Below are 18677 nucleotides of genomic sequence, written 5' to 3' on the forward strand. Positions count from 1 at the left end.
AACTCGCGACCCCGACCTTGGCAAGGTCGTGCTCTACCAACTGAGCTATTCCCGCGTTACTGCATTTTTTGCCATATTTCGATGGCGTCGTAATTTGCATTTCTGCGTCGTTACGGGAGGCGCATTATACGAGAATTCGATGCCCCTGCAACCCCCTGTTCATCACTTTTTTGCGTTTTTTGTTTAAATGGATATTTTCTCGCCACCTACGCCGCTGAATTGTATAAATAAGCGTCATTTCGGGCAAAATCGCTTTTTCCGCCCGCCTGAATGACGCAAAATCGCTCGCATCATACAGCGGTGGCGCGACGTAAAACGAGGCCACCACGCCGCCAAACAGGGAATTAGCATGAGAAAAGTCCTCACCGTCCTGCTGCTGAGCACGCTGGCCATCGGAACCGCGTCAGCCGAGACGCTCCATTTTGGCACCAGCACGGCCAATCCGCCGTTTGTCACCGCCAACGGCAAAAATCAGCCTGTCGGCTTCGATATCGATCTTGCCCAGGCCCTGTGCCAGCAGATGCAGGCGCAGTGCCAGTTCACGGCGCAGCGTTTCGATACGCTGATCCCGGCTTTACGCTTCAAGAAATTTGACGCGGTGATTGCCGGCATGGAAGTGATCCCGATGCGTGAGAAGCAGGTCGCCTTCAGCCGTCCCTATCGCCAGTCGCTCTCCGGGGTGGTGATCGTCAACAAAGATGTCGCCCATACCTTTGCCGACCTGAAAGCCAAAAAAGTCGGCGTGGTGAAAGGCACACTGCATCAACACTATCTGCGTGATAAACAGAAAGCCGTACAGGCTGTTCCTTACGACGACGTCGCCAGCGCCCTGGCCGCGCTGAAGGCCGGGCAAATAACCGGCGTCATGGGCGACTTCGCCACCCTCGACGCCTGGCAGCAGGAGAACCCTGACTACGCCATCATGGATGAACGGGCCACCGACCCGGCTTATTACGGTAAGCAGTATGCAATTGCGGTGCGCAAAGACGATCCGGAGCTGCTGAATGCGATCAACGATGCCCTGACCGCGGTCATGGCGACGCCTGACTTCCAGCAGATGCAGCAGAAGTGGTTTAAATAACGCAGAAAGGTGTACCGGGCCGCGCACAGGGCCCGGTCGCGGTTTACAGCTTAATGAAATGCTCGCGGTAGTAAGCCAGCTCGGCGACTGACTCGCGGATATCGTCCATCGCCTGATGGGTACCCTGCTTTTTAAAGCCGTCGAGAATTTCCGGCTTCCAGCGACGCGCCAGCTCTTTCAGCGTGCTAACGTCCAGATAGCGATAGTGGAAATAGGCTTCCAGTTGCGGCATGTACTTAAACAGGAAGCGACGATCCTGGCCGATGCTGTTGCCGCAGATCGGCGACTTGCCCGCCGGCACCCACTGCTTAAGAAACTCAATGGTCGCCAGTTCGGCGTCGTGCTCGCTGACGGCGCTGGCCTTCACGCGATCCACCAGCCCGCTGCCGGTATGCGTCCGCACATTCCACTCGTCCATCAGCGCCAGCTGGGCATCCGATTGATGCACCGCGATGGTCGGCCCCTCGGCCAGAATGTTCAGGTTGGCATCGGTCACCAGGGTGGCGATTTCAATAATGCGATCGCGCTCCGGATCCAGCCCTGTCATCTCAAGATCGATCCAAATGAGGTTGTTTTCATTTGCACTCATGCTATTTTCCACCCTTCTTGCGTGACTATATTCATCTAAAATAGCGTGTATCATAGAGGTTTTGCCCCATCAGGGCGACCAGGAGCCAGTTCGATTGAGTAAAAATAAACTCTCCAAAGGCCAGCAGCGCCGCGTCAAAGCCAACCACCAGCGCCGTCTGAAAACCACTGCGGAGAAGGCCGACTACGATGACAACCTGTTTGGCGACACGTCGGAAGGCATTGTCATCAGTCGCTTTGGCATGCATGCCGACGTCGAATCCGCTGACGGCAGCGTGCATCGCTGCAATATCCGCCGGACGATCCGTTCGCTGGTCACCGGCGACCGCGTGGTCTGGCGGCCGGGTAAAGACGCCGCCGACGGCGTAAGCGTCAAAGGGATCGTCGAAGCGGTTCACGATCGCGCCTCCGTCCTGACGCGCCCGGATTTTTACGACGGCGTGAAGCCTATCGCCGCCAATATCGACCAGATCGTGGTGGTTTCCGCGATCCTGCCTGAGCTGTCACTGAATATTATCGATCGCTATCTGGTGGCCTGCGAGGCGCAGGATATCGAGCCGTTAATCGTCCTGAACAAAATCGATCTGCTGGATGACGATGGCCTGCGCTTCGTCAATGAGCAAATGGACATCTACCGCAACATCGGTTACCGCGTACTGCTGGTCTCCAGCCGTACTCAGGACGGCCTCAAGCCGCTGGAAGCAGCCCTGACCGACCGCATCAGCATCTTCGCCGGGCAGTCCGGGGTGGGTAAATCAAGCCTGCTGAACGCCCTGCTGGGGCTGAATGAGGATCAGATCCTCACCAATGATGTCTCGGACGTTTCCGGCTTAGGCCAGCACACCACCACCGCGGCGCGCCTCTACCACTTCCCGCACGGCGGCGATGTGATTGATTCACCGGGGGTACGTGAGTTCGGCCTGTGGCATCTGGAAGCGGAACAAATCACCAACGGCTTTGTCGAATTCCATGATTATTTAGGCCGTTGCAAATATCGCGACTGTAAACACGATACCGATCCTGGCTGTGCGCTTCGCGAAGCGGTAGAGAGCGGCAAGATCGCCGAAAGCCGTTTCGAGAACTACCACCGCATCCTGGAAAGCATGGCGCAGGTACAGGTAAAAACGCGTAAAAACTTTTCCTCGACCGATGACTGACCATTAAGCTGAGCGTCACGTCAGGCGCTGCCGGGCAGCGGTGATGACGCGGCTTACGCGGATGCCATTTGGCGAGTTTTACGTATAGAATCGTCCCCTTTTTTCAGGTCCCCGCCCGCAAGCGGGGTCAGGAACGACATATCATGGCCTGGAGGCTACTTTGTTAAACGATCTTAAACTTTCACTGCAATACATTCTGCCTAAACTGTGGCTCACCCGCCTCGCAGGCTGGGGTGCGAGCAAACGCGCAGGTTGGCTGACGAAGCTGGTCATCGATCTGTTCGTGAAATACTACAAGGTCGATATGAAAGAGGCGCAGAAGCCGGATACCGCGGCCTATCGCACCTTCAACGATTTCTTTGTGCGCCCGCTGCGCGACGACGTTCGCCCGCTGAATACCGATCCTAACGTACTGGTGATGCCGGCCGACGGCGTGATCAGCCAGCTTGGTGCCATTGAGAACGATAAAATTCTGCAGGCCAAAGGCCACGACTACAGCCTGGAAGCCTTACTGGCCGGCAACTACCAGATGGCCGACCTGTTCCGTAACGGCAGCTTCGCCACCACCTATCTGTCGCCGCGCGACTATCACCGCGTGCACATGCCGTGCAACGGTATCCTGCGCGAAATGATCTACGTTCCTGGCGACCTGTTCTCCGTTAACCATCTGACGGCGCAGAACGTGCCGAACCTGTTCGCCCGTAACGAGCGCGTCATCTGCCTGTTTGATACTGAGTTTGGCCCGATGGCGCAAATTCTGGTGGGCGCGACTATCGTCGGCAGCATCGAGACCGTGTGGTCCGGCACCGTAACCCCGCCGCGCGAAGGCATTATTAAACGCTGGACCTGGCCCGCTGGCGACAGCGAAGGCTCCGTCGCCCTGCTGAAAGGCCAGGAGATGGGCCGCTTCAAACTGGGCTCCACCGTGATCAACCTGTTTGCCCCGGGCCAGGTGAAGCTGGTCGACACGCTGCAAAGCCTGTCCGTGACTAAAATCGGCCAACCGCTGGCGACAACGGTGGAAGCAACCACCGCCGCTGAACCGGCGCCGTTACCGGAAGAAGAGATCCGCGCCGAACATCGCGCCAGCCCGCTGGTTGACGATAAACAAGACCAAGGTTAATTCTTCAGCAAAAGGGTTATGCCGTGCGCCTGATATACACTTTCCTGTTGGCCTTGAGCCTCAGTTTCGGGGCGTACGCTGCGACAGCCCCGGATGCTAAACAGATAACCCAGGAACTGGAACAGGCGAAGGCGGCAAAGCCCGCCCAGCCTGAAACCGTTGAAGTTCTGCAGTCCGCCCTGAACGCGCTTGAGGAGCGAAAATCGTCTCTCGAGCGCGCCCGTCAGTATCAGGACGTTATCGACAATTTCCCCAAACTGTTTCAAAGCCTGCGTGCCCAGCTCAACAATCTGAGCGAAGAGCCGCGCCAGGTGCCAGTCGGCCTGACCGCCGATGCGCTGAACCAGGAGATCCTCCAGGTCAGCAGCCAGCTGCTGGAGTCAAGCCGTCAGGCGCAGCAGGAGCAGGATCGCGCGCGTGAAATCGCCGACTCCCTGAACCAGCTGCCGCAGCAGCAAACCGACGCCCGGCGTCAGCTCAATGAGGTTGAGCGCCGCATCGGCACGCAAACCGGCAACAATGCTCTCGCCCAGGCGCAAAATCTTGCCCTGCAGGCGGAATCGGCGCGCCTGAAGGCGCTGGTGGATGAGCTCGACCTCGCCCAGCTTTCCGCCAATAACCGCCAGGAGCTGTCGCGCGCCCGTTCTGAACTGGCGCAAAAGCAGAGCGAGCAGCTGGATGCCTATCTGCAGGCGCTGCGTAATCTGCAGAACAGCCAGCGCCAGCGGGAGGCGGAAAAAGCGCTGGAGAGTACCGAACTGCTGGCGGAGAACAGTGAAAACCTGCCGCCGGACATCACCGCCCAGTTTAAAGTCAACCGCGAACTCTCCCAGGCGCTGAACCAGCAGGCGCAGCGTATGGATCTGGTGGCGTCCCAGCAGCGGCAGGCGACGAATCAAACGCTGCAGGTGCGCCAGGCGTTAAACACCCTGCGCGAGCAGTCGCAGTGGCTGGGCTCCTCTAATCTGCTGGGCGAAGCCCTGCGCGCCCAGGTGGCGCGGCTGCCGGAGCGCCCTCGCCCGCAGCAGCTGGATACGGAGATGGCGCAGCTGCGCGTGCAGCGTCTGCGCTTTGAGGATTTACTCAGTAAGCAGCCGCAGCTGCGGCAGATCCGCCAGGCCGACGGCGAACCGCTGACCAGCGAGCAGAACAAGATCCTGCAGGCGCAGCTACGCACGCAGAACGAGCTGCTGAACTCGCTGCTGCGCGGCGGCGATACCCTGATGCTGGAGCTCACCAAGCTGAAGGTCGCCAACGGCCAGCTGGAAGACGCGCTGAAGGAGATCAACGAAGCCACCCACCGCTATCTGTTCTGGACTTCGGACGTCAGCCCCATCGGCTTCTCCTGGCCGCTGGAGATCGTCCAGGATCTGCGGCGCCTGATCTCCCTGGATACCATCAGCGAGCTGGGTAAAGCCAGCGCGATGATGCTCACCAGCAAAGAGACCCTGCTACCGCTGTTTGCCGCCCTGCTGCTGGTTGGCTTCAGCATCAGCTCCCGGCGCCATTTCACCCGCTTCCTTGAGCGCTCCAGCGCTCGGGTGGGGAAAGTCACCCAGGATCACTTCTGGCTGACGCTGCGCACGGTCTTCTGGTCGATACTGGTAGCTTCGCCGCTGCCGGTGCTGTGGATGACGCTCGGCTATGGTCTGCAGTCCGCCTGGCCCTTCCCGCTGGCGGTGGCGATTGGCGATGGGGTCACCGCGACGGTGCCTCTGCTGTGGGTGGTGATGATCTGCGCCACCTTCGCCCGGCCAAACGGGCTGTTTATCGCCCACTTCGGCTGGCCGCGTAACCGCGTGGCGAAAGCGATGCGCTACTACCTGATGAGCATCGGACTGATTGTGCCGCTGATAATGGCGCTGATCATGTTCGATAATCTTAACGACCGCGAGTTCTCCGCCTCGCTGGGCCGCCTGTGCTTCCTGCTGATCTGCGGCGCGCTGGCGGTGGTCACCCTCAGCCTTAAGCATGCCGGCATCCCGCTCTACCTGGATAAAGAGGGGAATGGCGACAATATGGTGAACCGCCTGCTGTGGAACCTGATGCTTGGCGCCCCGCTGGTGGCCATGCTGGCGGCCGCCGTCGGCTACCTCGCCACCGCTCAGGCGCTGCTGGCGCGTCTGGAAACCTCCGTCGCCATCTGGTTCCTGCTGCTGGTGGTCTATCACATTATCCGCCGCTGGATGCTGATCCAGCGGCGCCGACTGGCCTTCGACCGGGCCCGCCATCGTCGCGCGGAAATTCTCGCCCAGCGCGCCCGCGGCGAAGATGAGCCTGTTCACGTCAGCAGCCCGGAAGGGTCGGTGGAGACGGAGGTCAGCGAGGTCGATCTCGATGCCATCAGTACCCAGTCGCTGCGTCTCGTGCGCTCTCTGCTGATGCTGATCGCGCTGCTGTCAGTCATCGTGCTGTGGTCGGAAATTCATTCGGCGTTTGGCTTCCTCGAGAATATCTCGCTGTGGGACGTCACCTCGACGGTGCAGGGGGTGGAAAGCCTCGAGCCCATCACCCTTGGCGCAGTGCTGATTGCCATTCTGGTGCTGATCATCACCACTCAGCTGGTGCGCAACCTGCCGGCGCTGCTGGAGCTGGCGATCCTCCAGCACCTCGATTTAACGCCCGGCACCGGCTACGCCATCACCACCATCACCAAGTATTTGCTGATGCTGATCGGTGGGCTGGTGGGCTTCTCGATGATCGGCATTGAGTGGTCGAAGCTGCAGTGGCTGGTCGCCGCACTGGGTGTGGGTCTCGGGTTTGGCCTGCAGGAGATCTTCGCTAACTTTATCTCCGGCCTGATTATCCTGTTTGAAAAGCCGATCCGCATCGGCGATACGGTCACCATCCGCGACCTGACGGGCAGCGTCACCCGCATCAATACCCGCGCCACCACCATCAGCGACTGGGACCGGAAGGAGATTATCGTGCCGAACAAGGCGTTCATCACCGAACAGTTTATCAACTGGTCGCTGTCGGACTCGGTCACCCGCGTGGTGTTGACGGTGCCGGCTCCGGTGGACGCCGATACCGAAGAGGTGACCAAGATCCTCATCGCCGCGGCGCATCGCTGTTCGCTGGTCATCGATACCCCGGCGCCGGAGGCGTTTCTCGTCGACCTGCAGCAGGGGATCCAGATTTTCGAGCTGCGTATTTTTGCCGCCGAGATGGGGCACCGCATGCCGCTACGCCATGAGATGCATCAGCTGATCCTGGCGGGCTTCCGCGAGCATGGCATTGATATGCCGTTCCCTCCGTTCCAGATGCGGCTGGAAAGTATCGACGGCAGGCAAAGCAGTAAAACCATGACCTCGGCCGGGAAAACCAGCCGACGTACGGCTGGCAGCCTGTAGGCCATACCCTGCCCGGCGGCGGCGCCGGGCAGGCTTTCTAGCTCTCCATTACCAGCACACCGGACGCCAGGCGCCGACGGTAGCTTTCGTAAATGGCCAACGCCAGCAGCGAGAAGAAGATCGGCCCACCGACCATCCACAGCGTGCTGTTCCAGTCCCCGCTGTCGATGACCGGCTGAATAATGGTGAAGATATTGGCGAAGGTCACCACCAGTAGCACCACGCCGGTCGCCAGCAGCGTCGACTGGCGGTTTTTGAAAATCACGAACGGCCGATCGAGATGCGCTTTTGACTTGAAGAACGGGAAGGCGATGGTCAGGAACAGGTAAGGCAAAGTCATGGAGACATTGGCCATCAGCGTCAGTTTGTTATAAAACGCGGAAGCGCTGTCCCCACCGAACGACACCATGACAATAAACACCCCGACCAGCAAACACTGCAGCCACATCGCCGCGGCGGGCATACCATTAACGTTGAGACGGGTCATCACCGATGGCCAGAGCGCTTTTGGCGTGCCCTGGATAATCGCTTTCAGCGGCGAATAGCTGAGAGTGAAAAACGCGCCGGTATAGGCGAGAAACATCGACAGCCCGGTAATACGGGCGAACCAGATCCCGGTCAGGGCTGCCGCCTCTGGCGTCATGTGCAGAGCCTGGCCGAGCGTGTTCCCGAGGCTGGTCATCAGCACATAGGTGATGTTGCCGAGGTTGGTTGAACGCGCACCGAGCACCTGCTGCCAGTTAGCGCTCACGCCCCACAGCACAATCGCCAGCGAATAACCAACCGAGATCACGATCGCCGCGATAATAATCCCTTTGGCAAAGTTCTTTTCTGGTTTATCGGTTTTATCCACTAAGCCGCCGACTGCCTCAATTCCGCCATAGGCGAAGATGGCAAATACCACAAATGACAGCATTGCCATACCCGACTGATAGCCCGGATTAGGCGAAAGGGCGAAGTTTAACGGTTGGGCGAAATGGCCGCCGTTGAGCAGCAGGATCGCCCCGCTCACCAGCAGCAGCACCAGATTAAGCCCCATCACCGCAATACCGCCGACGGCGGTGATCCTGGCGATTTTATTGATCCCTTTGACGGCAATAAAGGTCACGACGACCATCCAGCAGGCCGCCAGAATGCCCACCGTCTGCGTCGGGGTCAGGCTACCCAGCGCCCAGCTTTGGGTTTTGTCGGCGCCAAACAAAAAGGTAGATAGCGGCACCCAGATCTTAGCCGCGGTACTCACCATCCAGACGATGTACGACGCAAACCACATAAAGGTGCCGATAAACGCAAAGCGCGGCCCGACGCTGTGGTTCATCCAGGAGTAAATGCCGCCCTCTTCCCGACGAAAGGCTGAGCCCATCTCCGCCATCATCAGCGCAAACGGAATGAAGAAAAAGAGTGCGGAAAAAAGATAAAACGGCATAGCGCTGTAGCCCATCAGATAAAACGCCGACGGGCTGTTGGCAAAGCCAAACACCGAGGTGAAGATCATCAGAATCAGCCCAATCAGGCTCATCTTCTTGAGTTGTTGATGCATAAACCTATCCAAACGTGAGCATCGCCCGACGGGCAACGCCTGGTCTCATAAAAAGAGCGCGGATAGTAGCAAAAGCACGGAGAGAGATTGTGGGTATTCGGGCGAATGCCGGGATACCGTGCGAGGGATAGGTCAGGAGAGGCCTGTCACCTCCCTCGCCCGCAGGCGGCGGGAGGTGACAGCGCCATCAGGCGCGGTCGACCGTAAAGGCGATCACTTCGCCGATGCTTTCAGCGCCCAGCGCCAGCATCACCACGCGATCAACGCCCAATGCCACGCCGGAGCAGTCCGGCAGACCTGCCTCCAGCGCCGCCAGCAGGTTGTTATCGATGGGCTGCTGCGGGAGGCCGCGCGCGGCCCGCTTGCGGTTGTCCTGCTCAAAGCGCAGGCGCTGCTCATGGGCGTCGGTCAGCTCGTGGAAACCATTCGCCAGCTCAATTCCTTTGTAATAGACCTCGAAGCGCTCAGCGACCCGATGATCTTCCGGGCTGATCTGCGCTAAAGAGGCCTGAGTCGCCGGGAAATGATAAATGAACGTCGGCCGATCTTTGCCGATGTGCGGCTCCACGCCCATGGTGAACAGCAGTTGCAGCAGCGTGTCGCGATCTTCTTCAGTATCGGCGATATTGCTCAGATCCAGCTTCGCCGCGACTTCGCGCAGCTGCGCTTTATCGGCAGAGAGCGGGTCAATATCCAGATGACGCTGGAACGCCTGCTGATAGGAGAGGCTTTCCGCCGGCTGGCACTCCAGCACCTGCTGCAGCAGATCGTCCACCTCGTTGATCAGACGATACATGTCATAGCACGGACGATACCACTCCAGCATGGTGAATTCCGGATTGTGATGCCGCCCCATCTCTTCATTACGGAAGCTGCGGCACAGCTGGAAAACCGGGCCGCAGCCCGCCGCCAGCAGGCGCTTCATATGGTATTCCGGACTGGTCATCAGGTACAGATTGAGTCCCTGTGAGTGGCCCGGGCCGACGAAACGGGTTTCAAACGGGAACAAATGGATATCCGTTACCGTCGCCTGACTCATGCAAGGCGTCTCCACCTCCAGCACGCCGCGATCGGTAAAGAACCGGCGGATTTCCGCCATCACCGCCGCGCGTTTCAACAGATTGGGAATGGGTGCGCTCGGCTGCCAGGTTGCCGTCTCGCTCATGGTACTTTCTCCGATTGCAAACAAGGGCACGAAGTCTACTCGCAACCGGCGAGTGAAACAAATTTTGTGCAATCCCCGGCAGATTACATGCCATTAATCTATCGTTAACCTAAATGCATAAATATCACTGATAAATAACCGCACATATCGATAAAAAAATCGAACACGTCAATTTTCCATACTGACCCTACGGCTATACTCCTGTACCTATAAAGGAGCAGTGATACTTTTTCGCCAGCCCGGCGGCGAAATACACTAAAACTGGAGGAATGTCGTGCACACTTTTCAAGCCGATCTCGCCGTAATTGGCGCCGGCGGGGCAGGCCTTCGCGCCGCTATCGCCGCCGCCCAGGCCAACCCCAATGCCACAATCGCCCTGATTTCTAAAGTCTATCCGATGCGCAGCCATACGGTCGCTGCAGAAGGGGGGTCCGCAGCCGTTGCCCAGGATCACGATAGCTTTGAGTACCATTTTCACGACACCGTCGCCGGAGGCGACTGGCTGTGCGAGCAGGATGTCGTCGACTATTTCGTTCACCACTGCCCGACGGAAATGACCCAGCTGGAACAGTGGGGATGCCCGTGGAGCCGCCGCCCTGACGGCAGCGTTAACGTCCGGCGCTTCGGTGGCATGAAGATCGAACGTACCTGGTTTGCCGCCGATAAAACCGGCTTCCACATGCTGCATACCCTCTTCCAGACCTCCCTTCAGTTTCCCCAAATTCAACGCTTTGATGAACATTTCGTCCTTGATCTGCTGGTCGATGACGGCCAGGCCCGCGGCCTGGTGGCGATGAATATGATGGAAGGCACGCTGGTGCAGATCCGCGCCAACGCGGTGGTGCTGGCCACCGGCGGCGCCGGACGCGTCTATCGCTACAACACCAACGGCGGCATCGTTACCGGTGACGGGATGGGGATGGCGCTGGGCCACGGCGTGCCGCTGCGCGATATGGAATTCGTGCAGTATCACCCGACCGGCCTGCCGGGCTCCGGGATCCTGATGACCGAAGGCTGCCGCGGTGAAGGCGGGATTCTGGTCAACAAAAACGGCTATCGCTATCTGCAGGATTACGGCATGGGCCCGGAAACCCCGCTCGGCGAACCGAAGAACAAATATATGGAGCTGGGCCCACGCGACAAAGTGTCCCAGGCCTTCTGGCACGAATGGCGGAAAGGGAACACCATTCCCACGCCGCGCGGCGACGTGGTCTACCTCGATCTGCGCCACCTCGGCGAGAAAAAGCTGCTGGAGCGCCTGCCGTTTATCTGTGAGCTGGCGAAAGCCTACGTCGGCGTCGACCCGGTGAAAGAACCGATTCCGGTACGCCCGACCGCGCACTACACCATGGGCGGCATCGAAACCGATCAACAGTGCGAAACCCGCATCAAAGGGCTGTTTGCCGTGGGCGAATGCTCGTCCGTTGGTCTGCACGGCGCCAACCGCCTGGGCTCCAACTCGCTGGCCGAGCTGGTGGTCTTCGGCCGCCTGGCCGGGGAACAGGCCATGCAGCGCGCCGCGCAAGCGGGCGAGACGAACGGCTCCGCCCTCGATGCGCAGGCTGCCGATGTGGAGCGTCGTCTGAAAGATCTCGTCAACCAGGAGGGTAACGAAAACTGGGCGAAAATCCGCGACGAAATGGGGCTCTCGATGGAGGAAGGCTGCGGCATCTACCGGACGCCAGAGCTGATGCAGAAAACTATCGACAAGCTGGCTGAGCTGCAGGAGCGCTTTAAGCGCGTGCGCATTACCGACAACTCCAGCGTATTCAACACCGATCTGCTTTACACCATTGAGCTGGGACACGGTTTAAACGTTGCCGAATGTATGGCGCACTCGGCCATCGCCCGTAAAGAATCGCGCGGTGCGCACCAGCGTCTGGATGAAGGCTGTACCGAACGCGACGACGTCAACTTCCTCAAACATACGCTCGCCTTCCGCGAGGCTGATGGCACCACCCGCCTGGAATATGGCGATGTGAAGATCACCACGCTGCCGCCGGCGAAACGTGTTTATGGCGCTGAGGCGGAAGCGGCTGAGAAGAAGGAGACCACCCATGGCTGAGATGAAAAACCTGAAAGTCGAAGTGGTGCGTTACAACCCGGAGGTCGACACGGCACCGCACAGCGCGTTCTATGACGTGCCTTACGATGAGCAGACCTCGCTGCTGGACGCGCTGGGCTACATTAAAGACAACCTGGCGCCCGACCTGAGCTACCGCTGGTCCTGCCGGATGGCGATCTGCGGCTCCTGCGGCATGATGGTCAATAAGGTACCGAAGCTGGCCTGTAAAACCTTCCTGCGGGATTACACCAAAGGCATCAAGGTTGAAGCGCTGGCCAACTTCCCGATCGAGCGCGATCTGGTGGTGGATATGACCCACTTTATCGAAAGTCTGGAGGCCATTAAGCCGTATATCATCGGCAATAACCGCACCCCAGACCAGGGACCTAACAAGCAGACGCCGGCCCAGATGGCCAAATACCATCAGTTCTCCGGCTGTATCAACTGCGGACTGTGCTATGCCGCCTGTCCGCAGTTCGGCCTGAATCCGGAGTTTATCGGCCCGGCGGCGATCACCCTCGCCCACCGCTATAACGAAGACAGCCGCGACCACGGCAAAAAGGAACGCATGGCGCAGCTTAACGGCCAGAACGGCGTCTGGACCTGTACTTTCGTGGGCTACTGCTCGGAAGTGTGTCCGAAGCACGTCGACCCGGCGGCCGCGATCCAGCAGGGCAAGGTGGAAAGTTCGAAAGACTTTCTTATCGCCACCCTGAAACCACGCTAAGGAGTGCATTATGACGACGAAACGCAAACCCTACGTGCGGCCGATGACCTCCACTTGGTGGAAAAAGCTGCCGTTTTATCGCTTCTACATGGTGCGGGAAGGCACGGCGGTACCGACGGTCTGGTTTAGCATTGTGCTGATTTACGGGCTGTTTGCCCTCAAGCACGGCGCCGAAAGCTGGGCGGGATATATCGGATTCCTGCAAAATCCAGTGGTGGTGATCCTCAATCTGATCACCCTGGCGGCGGCGCTGCTGCACACCAAAACCTGGTTCGAGCTGGCGCCGAAAGCCGCCAACGTCATCATCAAAGGCGAAAAAATGGGGCCAGAGCCGGTGATTAAAGGTCTCTGGGTGGTGACGGCGGTGGTCACCGTGGTGATCCTGTTTGTCGCCCTGTTCTGGTAAGGAGGCTGAGATGATTAATCCCAATCCGAAACGTTCCGATGAACCCGTTTTCTGGGGGCTGTTTGGCGCTGGCGGCATGTGGGGCGCGATTGTCGCGCCGGTGATGGTGCTGCTGGTGGGCATTTTGCTGCCGCTGGGGCTCGCCCCCGCCGACGCCTTCAGCTATGAGCGCGTGCTGGCCTTTGCCCAAAGCTTTATCGGCCGCGCGTTCATCTTTCTGATGATTGTCCTGCCGCTGTGGTGTGGGCTGCATCGTATTCACCACGCCATGCACGACCTGAAAATCCATGTGCCAAACGGCAAATGGGTCTTCTACGGTCTGGCGGCGATCCTCAGCGTCATTACTCTCGTTGGCGTACTGTTTATCTGATCCCGCAAGAGCCCGGCAGCAATTCTGCTACCGGGCTCGCTTCATAGAAAAATCTTGCCGCCTTTGCCCTGCCGGACTCTACACTTAGCTTAAAAGCCAGCAAGGAGCATACCATGCGTATCCTGCCGATAATCACCGCGGTCGCCGTCTCGTTCCTGTCTGTCGCCTGCAGCCCCCCTGCCCCGCCGCCGGGCGTCACCGTGGTCACCCCCTTCGACGTTCAGCGCTATCTGGGTACCTGGTACGAAATCGCCCGCTTCGACCATCCTTTTGAAAGCGGGCTTGAAAAGGTCACGATCGCCTGGCAGCCGCGCGATGACGGCGGTCTGGACGTGGTCAATAAAGGCTATAACCCCGACCGCGACATGTGGCAGAAAACGGACGGGGTGGCGTATTTTACCGGCGAACCCAGCCGCGCCGCGCTGAAGATCTCCTTCTTCGGCCCCTTCTATGGCAGCTATAACGTCATTGCGCTGGATAAGGAGTATCGGTACGCGCTGGTCTGCGGCCCCGACCGCGACTATCTCTGGCTACTGGCGCGAGCCCCCACCATCGCCCCGGAAGTCAGGCAGCAGATGCTGGATATTGCCACCCGGCAGGGTTTTGATATCAGCAAACTGGTCTGGGTCAATCAGCGCTACAACTAGTGCGCGCTGATCTTCAGGCCAATGATGCCGACCACGATGCAGACAAGACTGGCGATACGCATAGCGCTGGCGGATTCACCTAACAGTACGATACCGGTCACAGCGGCGCCCACGGCGCCGATCCCCGTCCAGACGGCGTAAGCGGTACCCACCGGCAGGGTTTTCATCGCCCATGAAAGCAGCGCCATGCTGACGACCATCGCGACGATGGTGATGACGCTGGGAACCAGGCGGCTAAAGCCATGGGTATATTTCAGGCCGACGGCCCACACCACTTCCAGCAGGCCAGCGATAAATAAGACTATCCAGGACATGAGGCTCCTTTGCTGGGGCCGTCCCCGGATGAGAAACGCTTACGGGTCGTCCCGTAAGGTGGATGAAAAGTCGTAGTGAGTATATCCAACAGGATGGGGGAAGTGAAGAACGGTACGGCGCAAAACCGTACCGTCGAAGGCTGTTATTGCTGAGCTTTGGTTGCTGCGCCAGAGATTGCGCTGCCGCCCTCTGAAATATCCTGACCCACACCGCGCGTGGTGTTACAAGCGGTCAGTGCTGAAGAGAGGACCAAAACCGTAAAGAACGCTGCAATCGTTTTTTTCACCATAATGTCATCCTTAGTGTCAGTTTTGTTTTCATGCCCTATAAGCATAGACAAACCGTCCACAGATGAAGGGATCTTTGCGTTTTTTAAGAGAAAAGGAGTATTCGTGGAGGAAGCAGGCGCACCGCAAGGCGATCGCGGCAGGCGAAACGGAAGGAAGTCAGCTTACAGCGCGAGAGATGGCGTGACCCAGGCCCTGAATATCTTCACCGAAACCGCGGGCGGTATTGCAGCCAGACAGCAGTGCGCTGCTCAGAAACAGTAACGCCAGGAGTTTTACGCTGCGCTTCATGTGTCGTGCTCGTCGTGCCAGTACAGAAAGAGCGGCGCAGCACAGAGGCTGCGCCAGTCATCATGACGTGAAATTACTTCACGCGGGATACGTATTCGCCAGAGCGAGTATCCACTTTGATTACTTCGCCAATCTGGACGAACAGCGGCACTTTAACCACAGCGCCAGTAGACAGGGTCGCTGGTTTACCACCGGTACCTGCGGTGTCGCCTTTCAGACCTGGGTCGGTTTCAACGATTTCCAGCTCAACGAAGTTCGGCGGGGTGACCGCGATCGGCTGGCCGTTCCACAGGGTCACAATGCACTCAGCCTGATCCAGCAGCCATTTGGCATTGTCACCGATCGCTTTCGCGTCAGCAGACAGCTGTTCGAAGGTTTCGTTGTTCATGAAGTGCCAGAACTCACCGTCGTTATACAGGTAAGTCAGGTTCATATCGACAACGTCCGCGCCTTCTGCAGAATCAGTAGATTTGAAGGTTTTCTCAACGCGGGTGCCGGTCAGCAGACGGCGCAGCTTAACGCGCGCAAACGCCTGGCCTTTACCTGGTTTAACGAATTCGCTGGCTTCTACCGCATAAGGTTCGCCATCTAACATGATTTTAAGACCAGCACGAAAATCGTTGCTATAGTAAGTCGCCATAAGGCCCTCTGAAATTGTTTAACTGGTAGCTAAGCCACAAAATGGCGCATATTGTAACCCTAAATACCCCATCCAGAGAAGATTGGATAACGCAACTTGCCAATGTTGTGACCAGTCCTGATGAACTGCTGCGTCTTTTAAATGTAGACGCTGATGAAAAACTGCTCGCCGGACGTGAGGCCAGACGCCTGTTCCCGCTGCGCGTCCCGCGCGCGTTTATTGCCCGAATGGAGAAAGGCAACCCTGACGATCCGCTGCTTCGTCAGGTACTTACCGCCGAAGAGGAGTTTATCGTCGCCCCCGGCTACTCCACCGATCCGCTGGAAGAACAGCATAGCGTCGTGCCCGGCCTGTTGCACAAATATCGCAACCGGGCCCTGCTGTTGGTGAAAGGCGGTTGCGCGGTCAATTGCCGTTACTGCTTCCGCCGCCACTTCCCTTATGCCGAAAATCAGGGCACCAGGCGCAACTGGCAGACGGCAATGAACTATATCGCTGAGCATCCGCAGCTGGATGAAATCATCTTCTCCGGCGGCGACCCGCTGATGGCGAAGGACCATGAGTTTGACTGGCTAATGACCCAGCTGGAAGCCATTCCGCACGTTAAGCGTCTGCGTATTCACAGCCGCTTGCCAATCGTGATCCCGGCGCGCATCACCGAGACGCTGGCCAGCCGCTTCCACCGTTCGTCGCTGCAGGTGATCCTGGTTAACCACGTCAACCACGCTAATGAAATTGACGGCGAGTTTCGCGCGGCGATGGCCATGCTGCGTCAGGCGGGCGTCACGCTGCTTAACCAGAGCGTGCTGCTGCGCGGGGTGAACGATAACGCGCAAACCCTGGCCGATCTCAGCAATGCGCTGTTCAATGCCGGGGTAATGCCCTACTACCTGCACGTGCTGGACCGGGTACAAGGGGCGGCACACTTTATGGTCAGCGATGATGAAGCCCGTGAAATCATGCGTGAACTGTTGACCCTCATCTCCGGCTATATGGTGCCGAAGCTGGCGCGAGAGATCGGCGGCGAACCCAGCAAGACGCCGCTGGATTTAGGACTGAAGCAGCGTTAGCTCCCCTCCCTTGTCTGCCAGGTCGTGCTGGCAGACATCTTAATATGAATACACCGTCAGGTTGGGACTAACATACTCGGCAATCCACTTTACCGTTACCTTCTCAATATAAACCCCAGCGGCGGCGTATTATCGATGTAACACGATCAGTACGATAACATTGATAACTATCATTACGACAATCAGCGCGATTAACCAGGTGGGAACTTTAAAGGTTATATGTAATCGTTCCGATACTTTCTCTGCCACCTTCACGCTATTTTCTCGCCTATCATTCTCCTGGATTGCTAAATTCACTGGTAGTGGAAGACTTAATTTATGGTCAATTTTCCCCGTATCATTGAAAATGACATCAGCAGTTTTACTACTGTGAAAATGCGTTAATCTTTCCCGATTCATATTCTCGCACTCTTCATCCGAGAGCGGGATAACTAAAGTATCCGGGGCGACGCTAAAGCCTTTTTGTCTGACGGTGATAATGATATCCTCAGATAGTCCCGCTTTGAGCAGCGATTTTCTCAACAAAGAGATATTTTGATAAAATGTATTTTGCGAAACTACCACTCCCCGTGTTTCCCATACAGCCGCCAGAAATTCATCCCGAGAAATCACTTTGCCGCAATTCTGCAATAGCAGCAGCAAGCATCTGGCGGTAGGCGCATTGAGGCTGATGCTCTCCCCATTCCCGGCAAGCGGTCGCAGCTCATTCATATTGGCATTAAATATAATTTCCTGATTAATTATACAGCCATTAAATAATGCAATATCATCCATATCCTTGCCCCACGCAACCCTATTATCCATAACAAAAATAAATAATCCCAGCAAAACCATGGCGTGAACATTATCGCTTCAGACAGAAGCGGGGTCAGTTCACATTGAACTTCAGCTTTGAGGATACCGCATAAAAAATGACAAGCGATAGTTATCTTGTTTAAAAGCCACATTTTCGGATTAAATTTATCTCAACCTAACTCAACATCTCATTAGAAAAGGTCACTATTAAATTCACGCGTACTTCATCAAGAATTCACAAGCATTTTTTGCACCAGACTTTTAAATTACCCCCGCTTCTCCATGGTTCGCTATGGCAAGTGATATTGTAGCGTCGTTCAACAGGAAGGTAGGTTTCAGCACTATATAAGGAATGCTGGCGCTTATTTTCAATATCAATAGGAATGTATACTCCATTCCCATGATAACTGTTATCGATTCTACACAGGACTAAGTATCTATATATGGATTAATTAAATGAAAAAGACAATCGTAGCTGTAATGGTCGCTGCTTCTGCAGTTCTGAGTGCTCAGGTAATGGCAACCAACACCGCTCAGGTAACTGTACTGGGTGAAGTCTCTGATGCAGCTAACTCTTGCGTCGTGACTCCGACGGGTACCCTGAACAACGGTATCGTTCAGCTGATGACCGTGACCACTACCGAAGCGAATGCTGAAGCGGCTGGTGCTCTGTTTAAAACTCAGGACTTCGGTTTTGACGTGAAAGACTGCGCACAGGGTAGCGCCACTCCGGTTACTGCTGTAACCGTCAATGTGACCGGTGCCTCCAGCAACGCTAACATCCTGGACAACACCGCACCTGGCGGCGCTACCGGCATTGGTATCGGTATCCAGCGCGTACGTGATGCACACCGCGTAGGCTTCGACGGTTCTGACCTCATGACCGAAAGCTACACTGCAGCTGGCGGCACTCAGCTGAAGTACACCACTGGTTATGTGAAAGTGAACTCCGCGACTCCGGTTACCGAAGGTCCGGTTAAAGGTGTTGCGACCTTTACTATCGATTATACCCTCTAATTTTTCCCCGAAGGGCTCCGCTTCACAGCGGGCCCTTTTT

Annotated in this window: 20 protein-coding genes; 12 read left to right on the forward strand and 8 right to left on the reverse strand. The window is 57.2% G+C overall.

The window, feature by feature from the left end; all coding sequences use genetic code 11:
- Both ABLV04_RS06985 and ABLV04_RS06990 read left to right on the forward strand, forming a co-directional pair.
- A partial coding sequence (locus ABLV04_RS06985; RefSeq protein WP_205416085.1) for a hypothetical protein occupies positions 1–187 on the forward strand: 187 nt, incomplete at its 5' end.
- Between the two features lie 162 nt (positions 188–349).
- Positions 350–1081, forward strand: coding sequence for a transporter substrate-binding domain-containing protein (locus ABLV04_RS06990; protein ID WP_048296467.1), 732 nt, complete (start codon positions 350–352; stop codon positions 1079–1081).
- Positions 1082–1124: 43 nt separating this feature from the next.
- On the opposite strand, the gene orn is transcribed toward ABLV04_RS06990, so the two are convergent.
- Positions 1125–1670, reverse strand: coding sequence for an oligoribonuclease (gene orn / locus ABLV04_RS06995; protein ID WP_004206435.1), 546 nt, complete (start codon positions 1668–1670; stop codon positions 1125–1127).
- 94 nt (positions 1671–1764) lie between these two features.
- On the opposite strand from orn, the gene rsgA reads away from it, so the two are divergent.
- The 3 genes from rsgA to mscM all read left to right on the forward strand — a co-directional run bounded on the left by rsgA (position 1765) and on the right by mscM (position 7302).
- A complete protein-coding gene (gene rsgA / locus ABLV04_RS07000) occupies positions 1765–2826 on the forward strand; it encodes a small ribosomal subunit biogenesis GTPase RsgA (protein ID WP_023291707.1) in 1062 nt (353 codons plus the stop codon).
- A gap of 160 nt (positions 2827–2986) precedes the next feature.
- On the forward strand, positions 2987–3949 hold the full coding sequence (asd, locus tag ABLV04_RS07005) for an archaetidylserine decarboxylase (protein WP_004206431.1): 963 nt from the start codon (positions 2987–2989) through the stop codon (positions 3947–3949).
- Positions 3950–3972: 23 nt separating this feature from the next.
- Positions 3973–7302: a miniconductance mechanosensitive channel MscM gene (gene mscM / locus ABLV04_RS07010; protein WP_017900929.1), complete on the forward strand. Its 3330-nt coding sequence runs from the start codon at positions 3973–3975 to the stop codon at positions 7300–7302.
- 37 nt (positions 7303–7339) lie between these two features.
- On the opposite strand, the gene yjeM is transcribed toward mscM, so the two are convergent.
- Together yjeM and epmA are read right to left on the reverse strand one after the other, a co-directional pair.
- Positions 7340–8842: a glutamate/gamma-aminobutyrate family transporter YjeM gene (yjeM, locus tag ABLV04_RS07015; protein WP_048336483.1), complete on the reverse strand. Its 1503-nt coding sequence runs from the start codon at positions 8840–8842 to the stop codon at positions 7340–7342.
- Positions 8843–9029: 187 nt separating this feature from the next.
- Positions 9030–10007: an elongation factor P--(R)-beta-lysine ligase gene (gene epmA / locus ABLV04_RS07020; RefSeq protein WP_004206428.1), complete on the reverse strand. Its 978-nt coding sequence runs from the start codon at positions 10005–10007 to the stop codon at positions 9030–9032.
- 274 nt (positions 10008–10281) lie between these two features.
- On the opposite strand from epmA, the gene frdA reads away from it, so the two are divergent.
- The 5 genes from frdA (at position 10282) to ABLV04_RS07045 (ending at position 14222) form a co-directional block, all read left to right on the forward strand.
- Positions 10282–12072, forward strand: a complete 1791-nt coding sequence (frdA, locus tag ABLV04_RS07025) for a fumarate reductase (quinol) flavoprotein subunit (RefSeq protein WP_180266224.1) — start codon at positions 10282–10284, stop codon at positions 12070–12072.
- Positions 12065–12799 (forward strand): fumarate reductase iron-sulfur protein, encoded by a 735-nt coding sequence (frdB, locus tag ABLV04_RS07030; protein WP_004177729.1) that lies wholly within the window; start codon positions 12065–12067, stop codon positions 12797–12799. Before frdA ends, frdB begins: the two co-directional genes overlap by 8 nt.
- Before the next feature lie 10 nt (positions 12800–12809).
- Positions 12810–13205: a fumarate reductase subunit FrdC gene (frdC, locus tag ABLV04_RS07035; RefSeq protein ID WP_002885530.1), complete on the forward strand. Its 396-nt coding sequence runs from the start codon at positions 12810–12812 to the stop codon at positions 13203–13205.
- A 10-nt stretch (positions 13206–13215) separates the two neighbouring features.
- Positions 13216–13575, forward strand: coding sequence for a fumarate reductase subunit FrdD (frdD, locus tag ABLV04_RS07040; RefSeq protein WP_002885526.1), 360 nt, complete (start codon positions 13216–13218; stop codon positions 13573–13575).
- Positions 13576–13688: 113 nt separating this feature from the next.
- On the forward strand, positions 13689–14222 hold the full coding sequence (locus tag ABLV04_RS07045; RefSeq protein WP_049013722.1) for a lipocalin family protein: 534 nt from the start codon (positions 13689–13691) through the stop codon (positions 14220–14222).
- Here ABLV04_RS07045 and sugE read toward each other — a convergent pair.
- The 4 genes from sugE to efp form a co-directional block, all read right to left on the reverse strand.
- The gene (gene sugE / locus ABLV04_RS07050; protein WP_004206425.1) at positions 14219–14536 is read right to left on the reverse strand and encodes a quaternary ammonium compound efflux SMR transporter SugE; all 318 of its coding nucleotides are present in this window, start codon (positions 14534–14536) and stop codon (positions 14219–14221) included. The genes ABLV04_RS07045 and sugE overlap by 4 nt on opposite strands.
- 143 nt (positions 14537–14679) lie before the next feature.
- Positions 14680–14826 (reverse strand): lipoprotein toxin entericidin B, encoded by a 147-nt coding sequence (ecnB, locus tag ABLV04_RS07055; RefSeq protein ID WP_004206423.1) that lies wholly within the window; start codon positions 14824–14826, stop codon positions 14680–14682.
- Between the two features lie 157 nt (positions 14827–14983).
- Positions 14984–15115: an entericidin A/B family lipoprotein gene (locus ABLV04_RS07060; protein WP_004206422.1), complete on the reverse strand. Its 132-nt coding sequence runs from the start codon at positions 15113–15115 to the stop codon at positions 14984–14986.
- A 73-nt stretch (positions 15116–15188) separates the two neighbouring features.
- Positions 15189–15755, reverse strand: a complete 567-nt coding sequence (efp, locus tag ABLV04_RS07065; protein WP_004206421.1) for an elongation factor P — start codon at positions 15753–15755, stop codon at positions 15189–15191.
- Positions 15756–15796: 41 nt separating this feature from the next.
- Here efp and epmB point away from each other — a divergent pair, with 41 nt between their 5' ends.
- The gene (gene epmB / locus ABLV04_RS07070; RefSeq protein ID WP_180266225.1) at positions 15797–16825 is read left to right on the forward strand and encodes an EF-P beta-lysylation protein EpmB; all 1029 of its coding nucleotides are present in this window, start codon (positions 15797–15799) and stop codon (positions 16823–16825) included.
- Positions 16826–16954: 129 nt separating this feature from the next.
- Here epmB and ABLV04_RS07075 read toward each other — a convergent pair whose 3' ends face one another.
- Complete coding sequence (locus ABLV04_RS07075; RefSeq protein WP_044525214.1) at positions 16955–17599, reverse strand: winged helix-turn-helix domain-containing protein; 645 nt, start codon at positions 17597–17599, stop codon at positions 16955–16957.
- Between the two features lie 477 nt (positions 17600–18076).
- Between ABLV04_RS07075 and ABLV04_RS07080 the strand changes: the two genes are divergently transcribed.
- Complete coding sequence (locus tag ABLV04_RS07080; RefSeq protein WP_004206418.1) at positions 18077–18637, forward strand: fimbrial protein; 561 nt, start codon at positions 18077–18079, stop codon at positions 18635–18637.
- Positions 18638–18677: the final 40 nt, after the last annotated feature.

The organism is Klebsiella sp. JN_Kp127 (assembly GCF_040062505.1).
Lineage (GTDB): Bacteria > Pseudomonadota > Gammaproteobacteria > Enterobacterales > Enterobacteriaceae > Klebsiella > Klebsiella quasipneumoniae.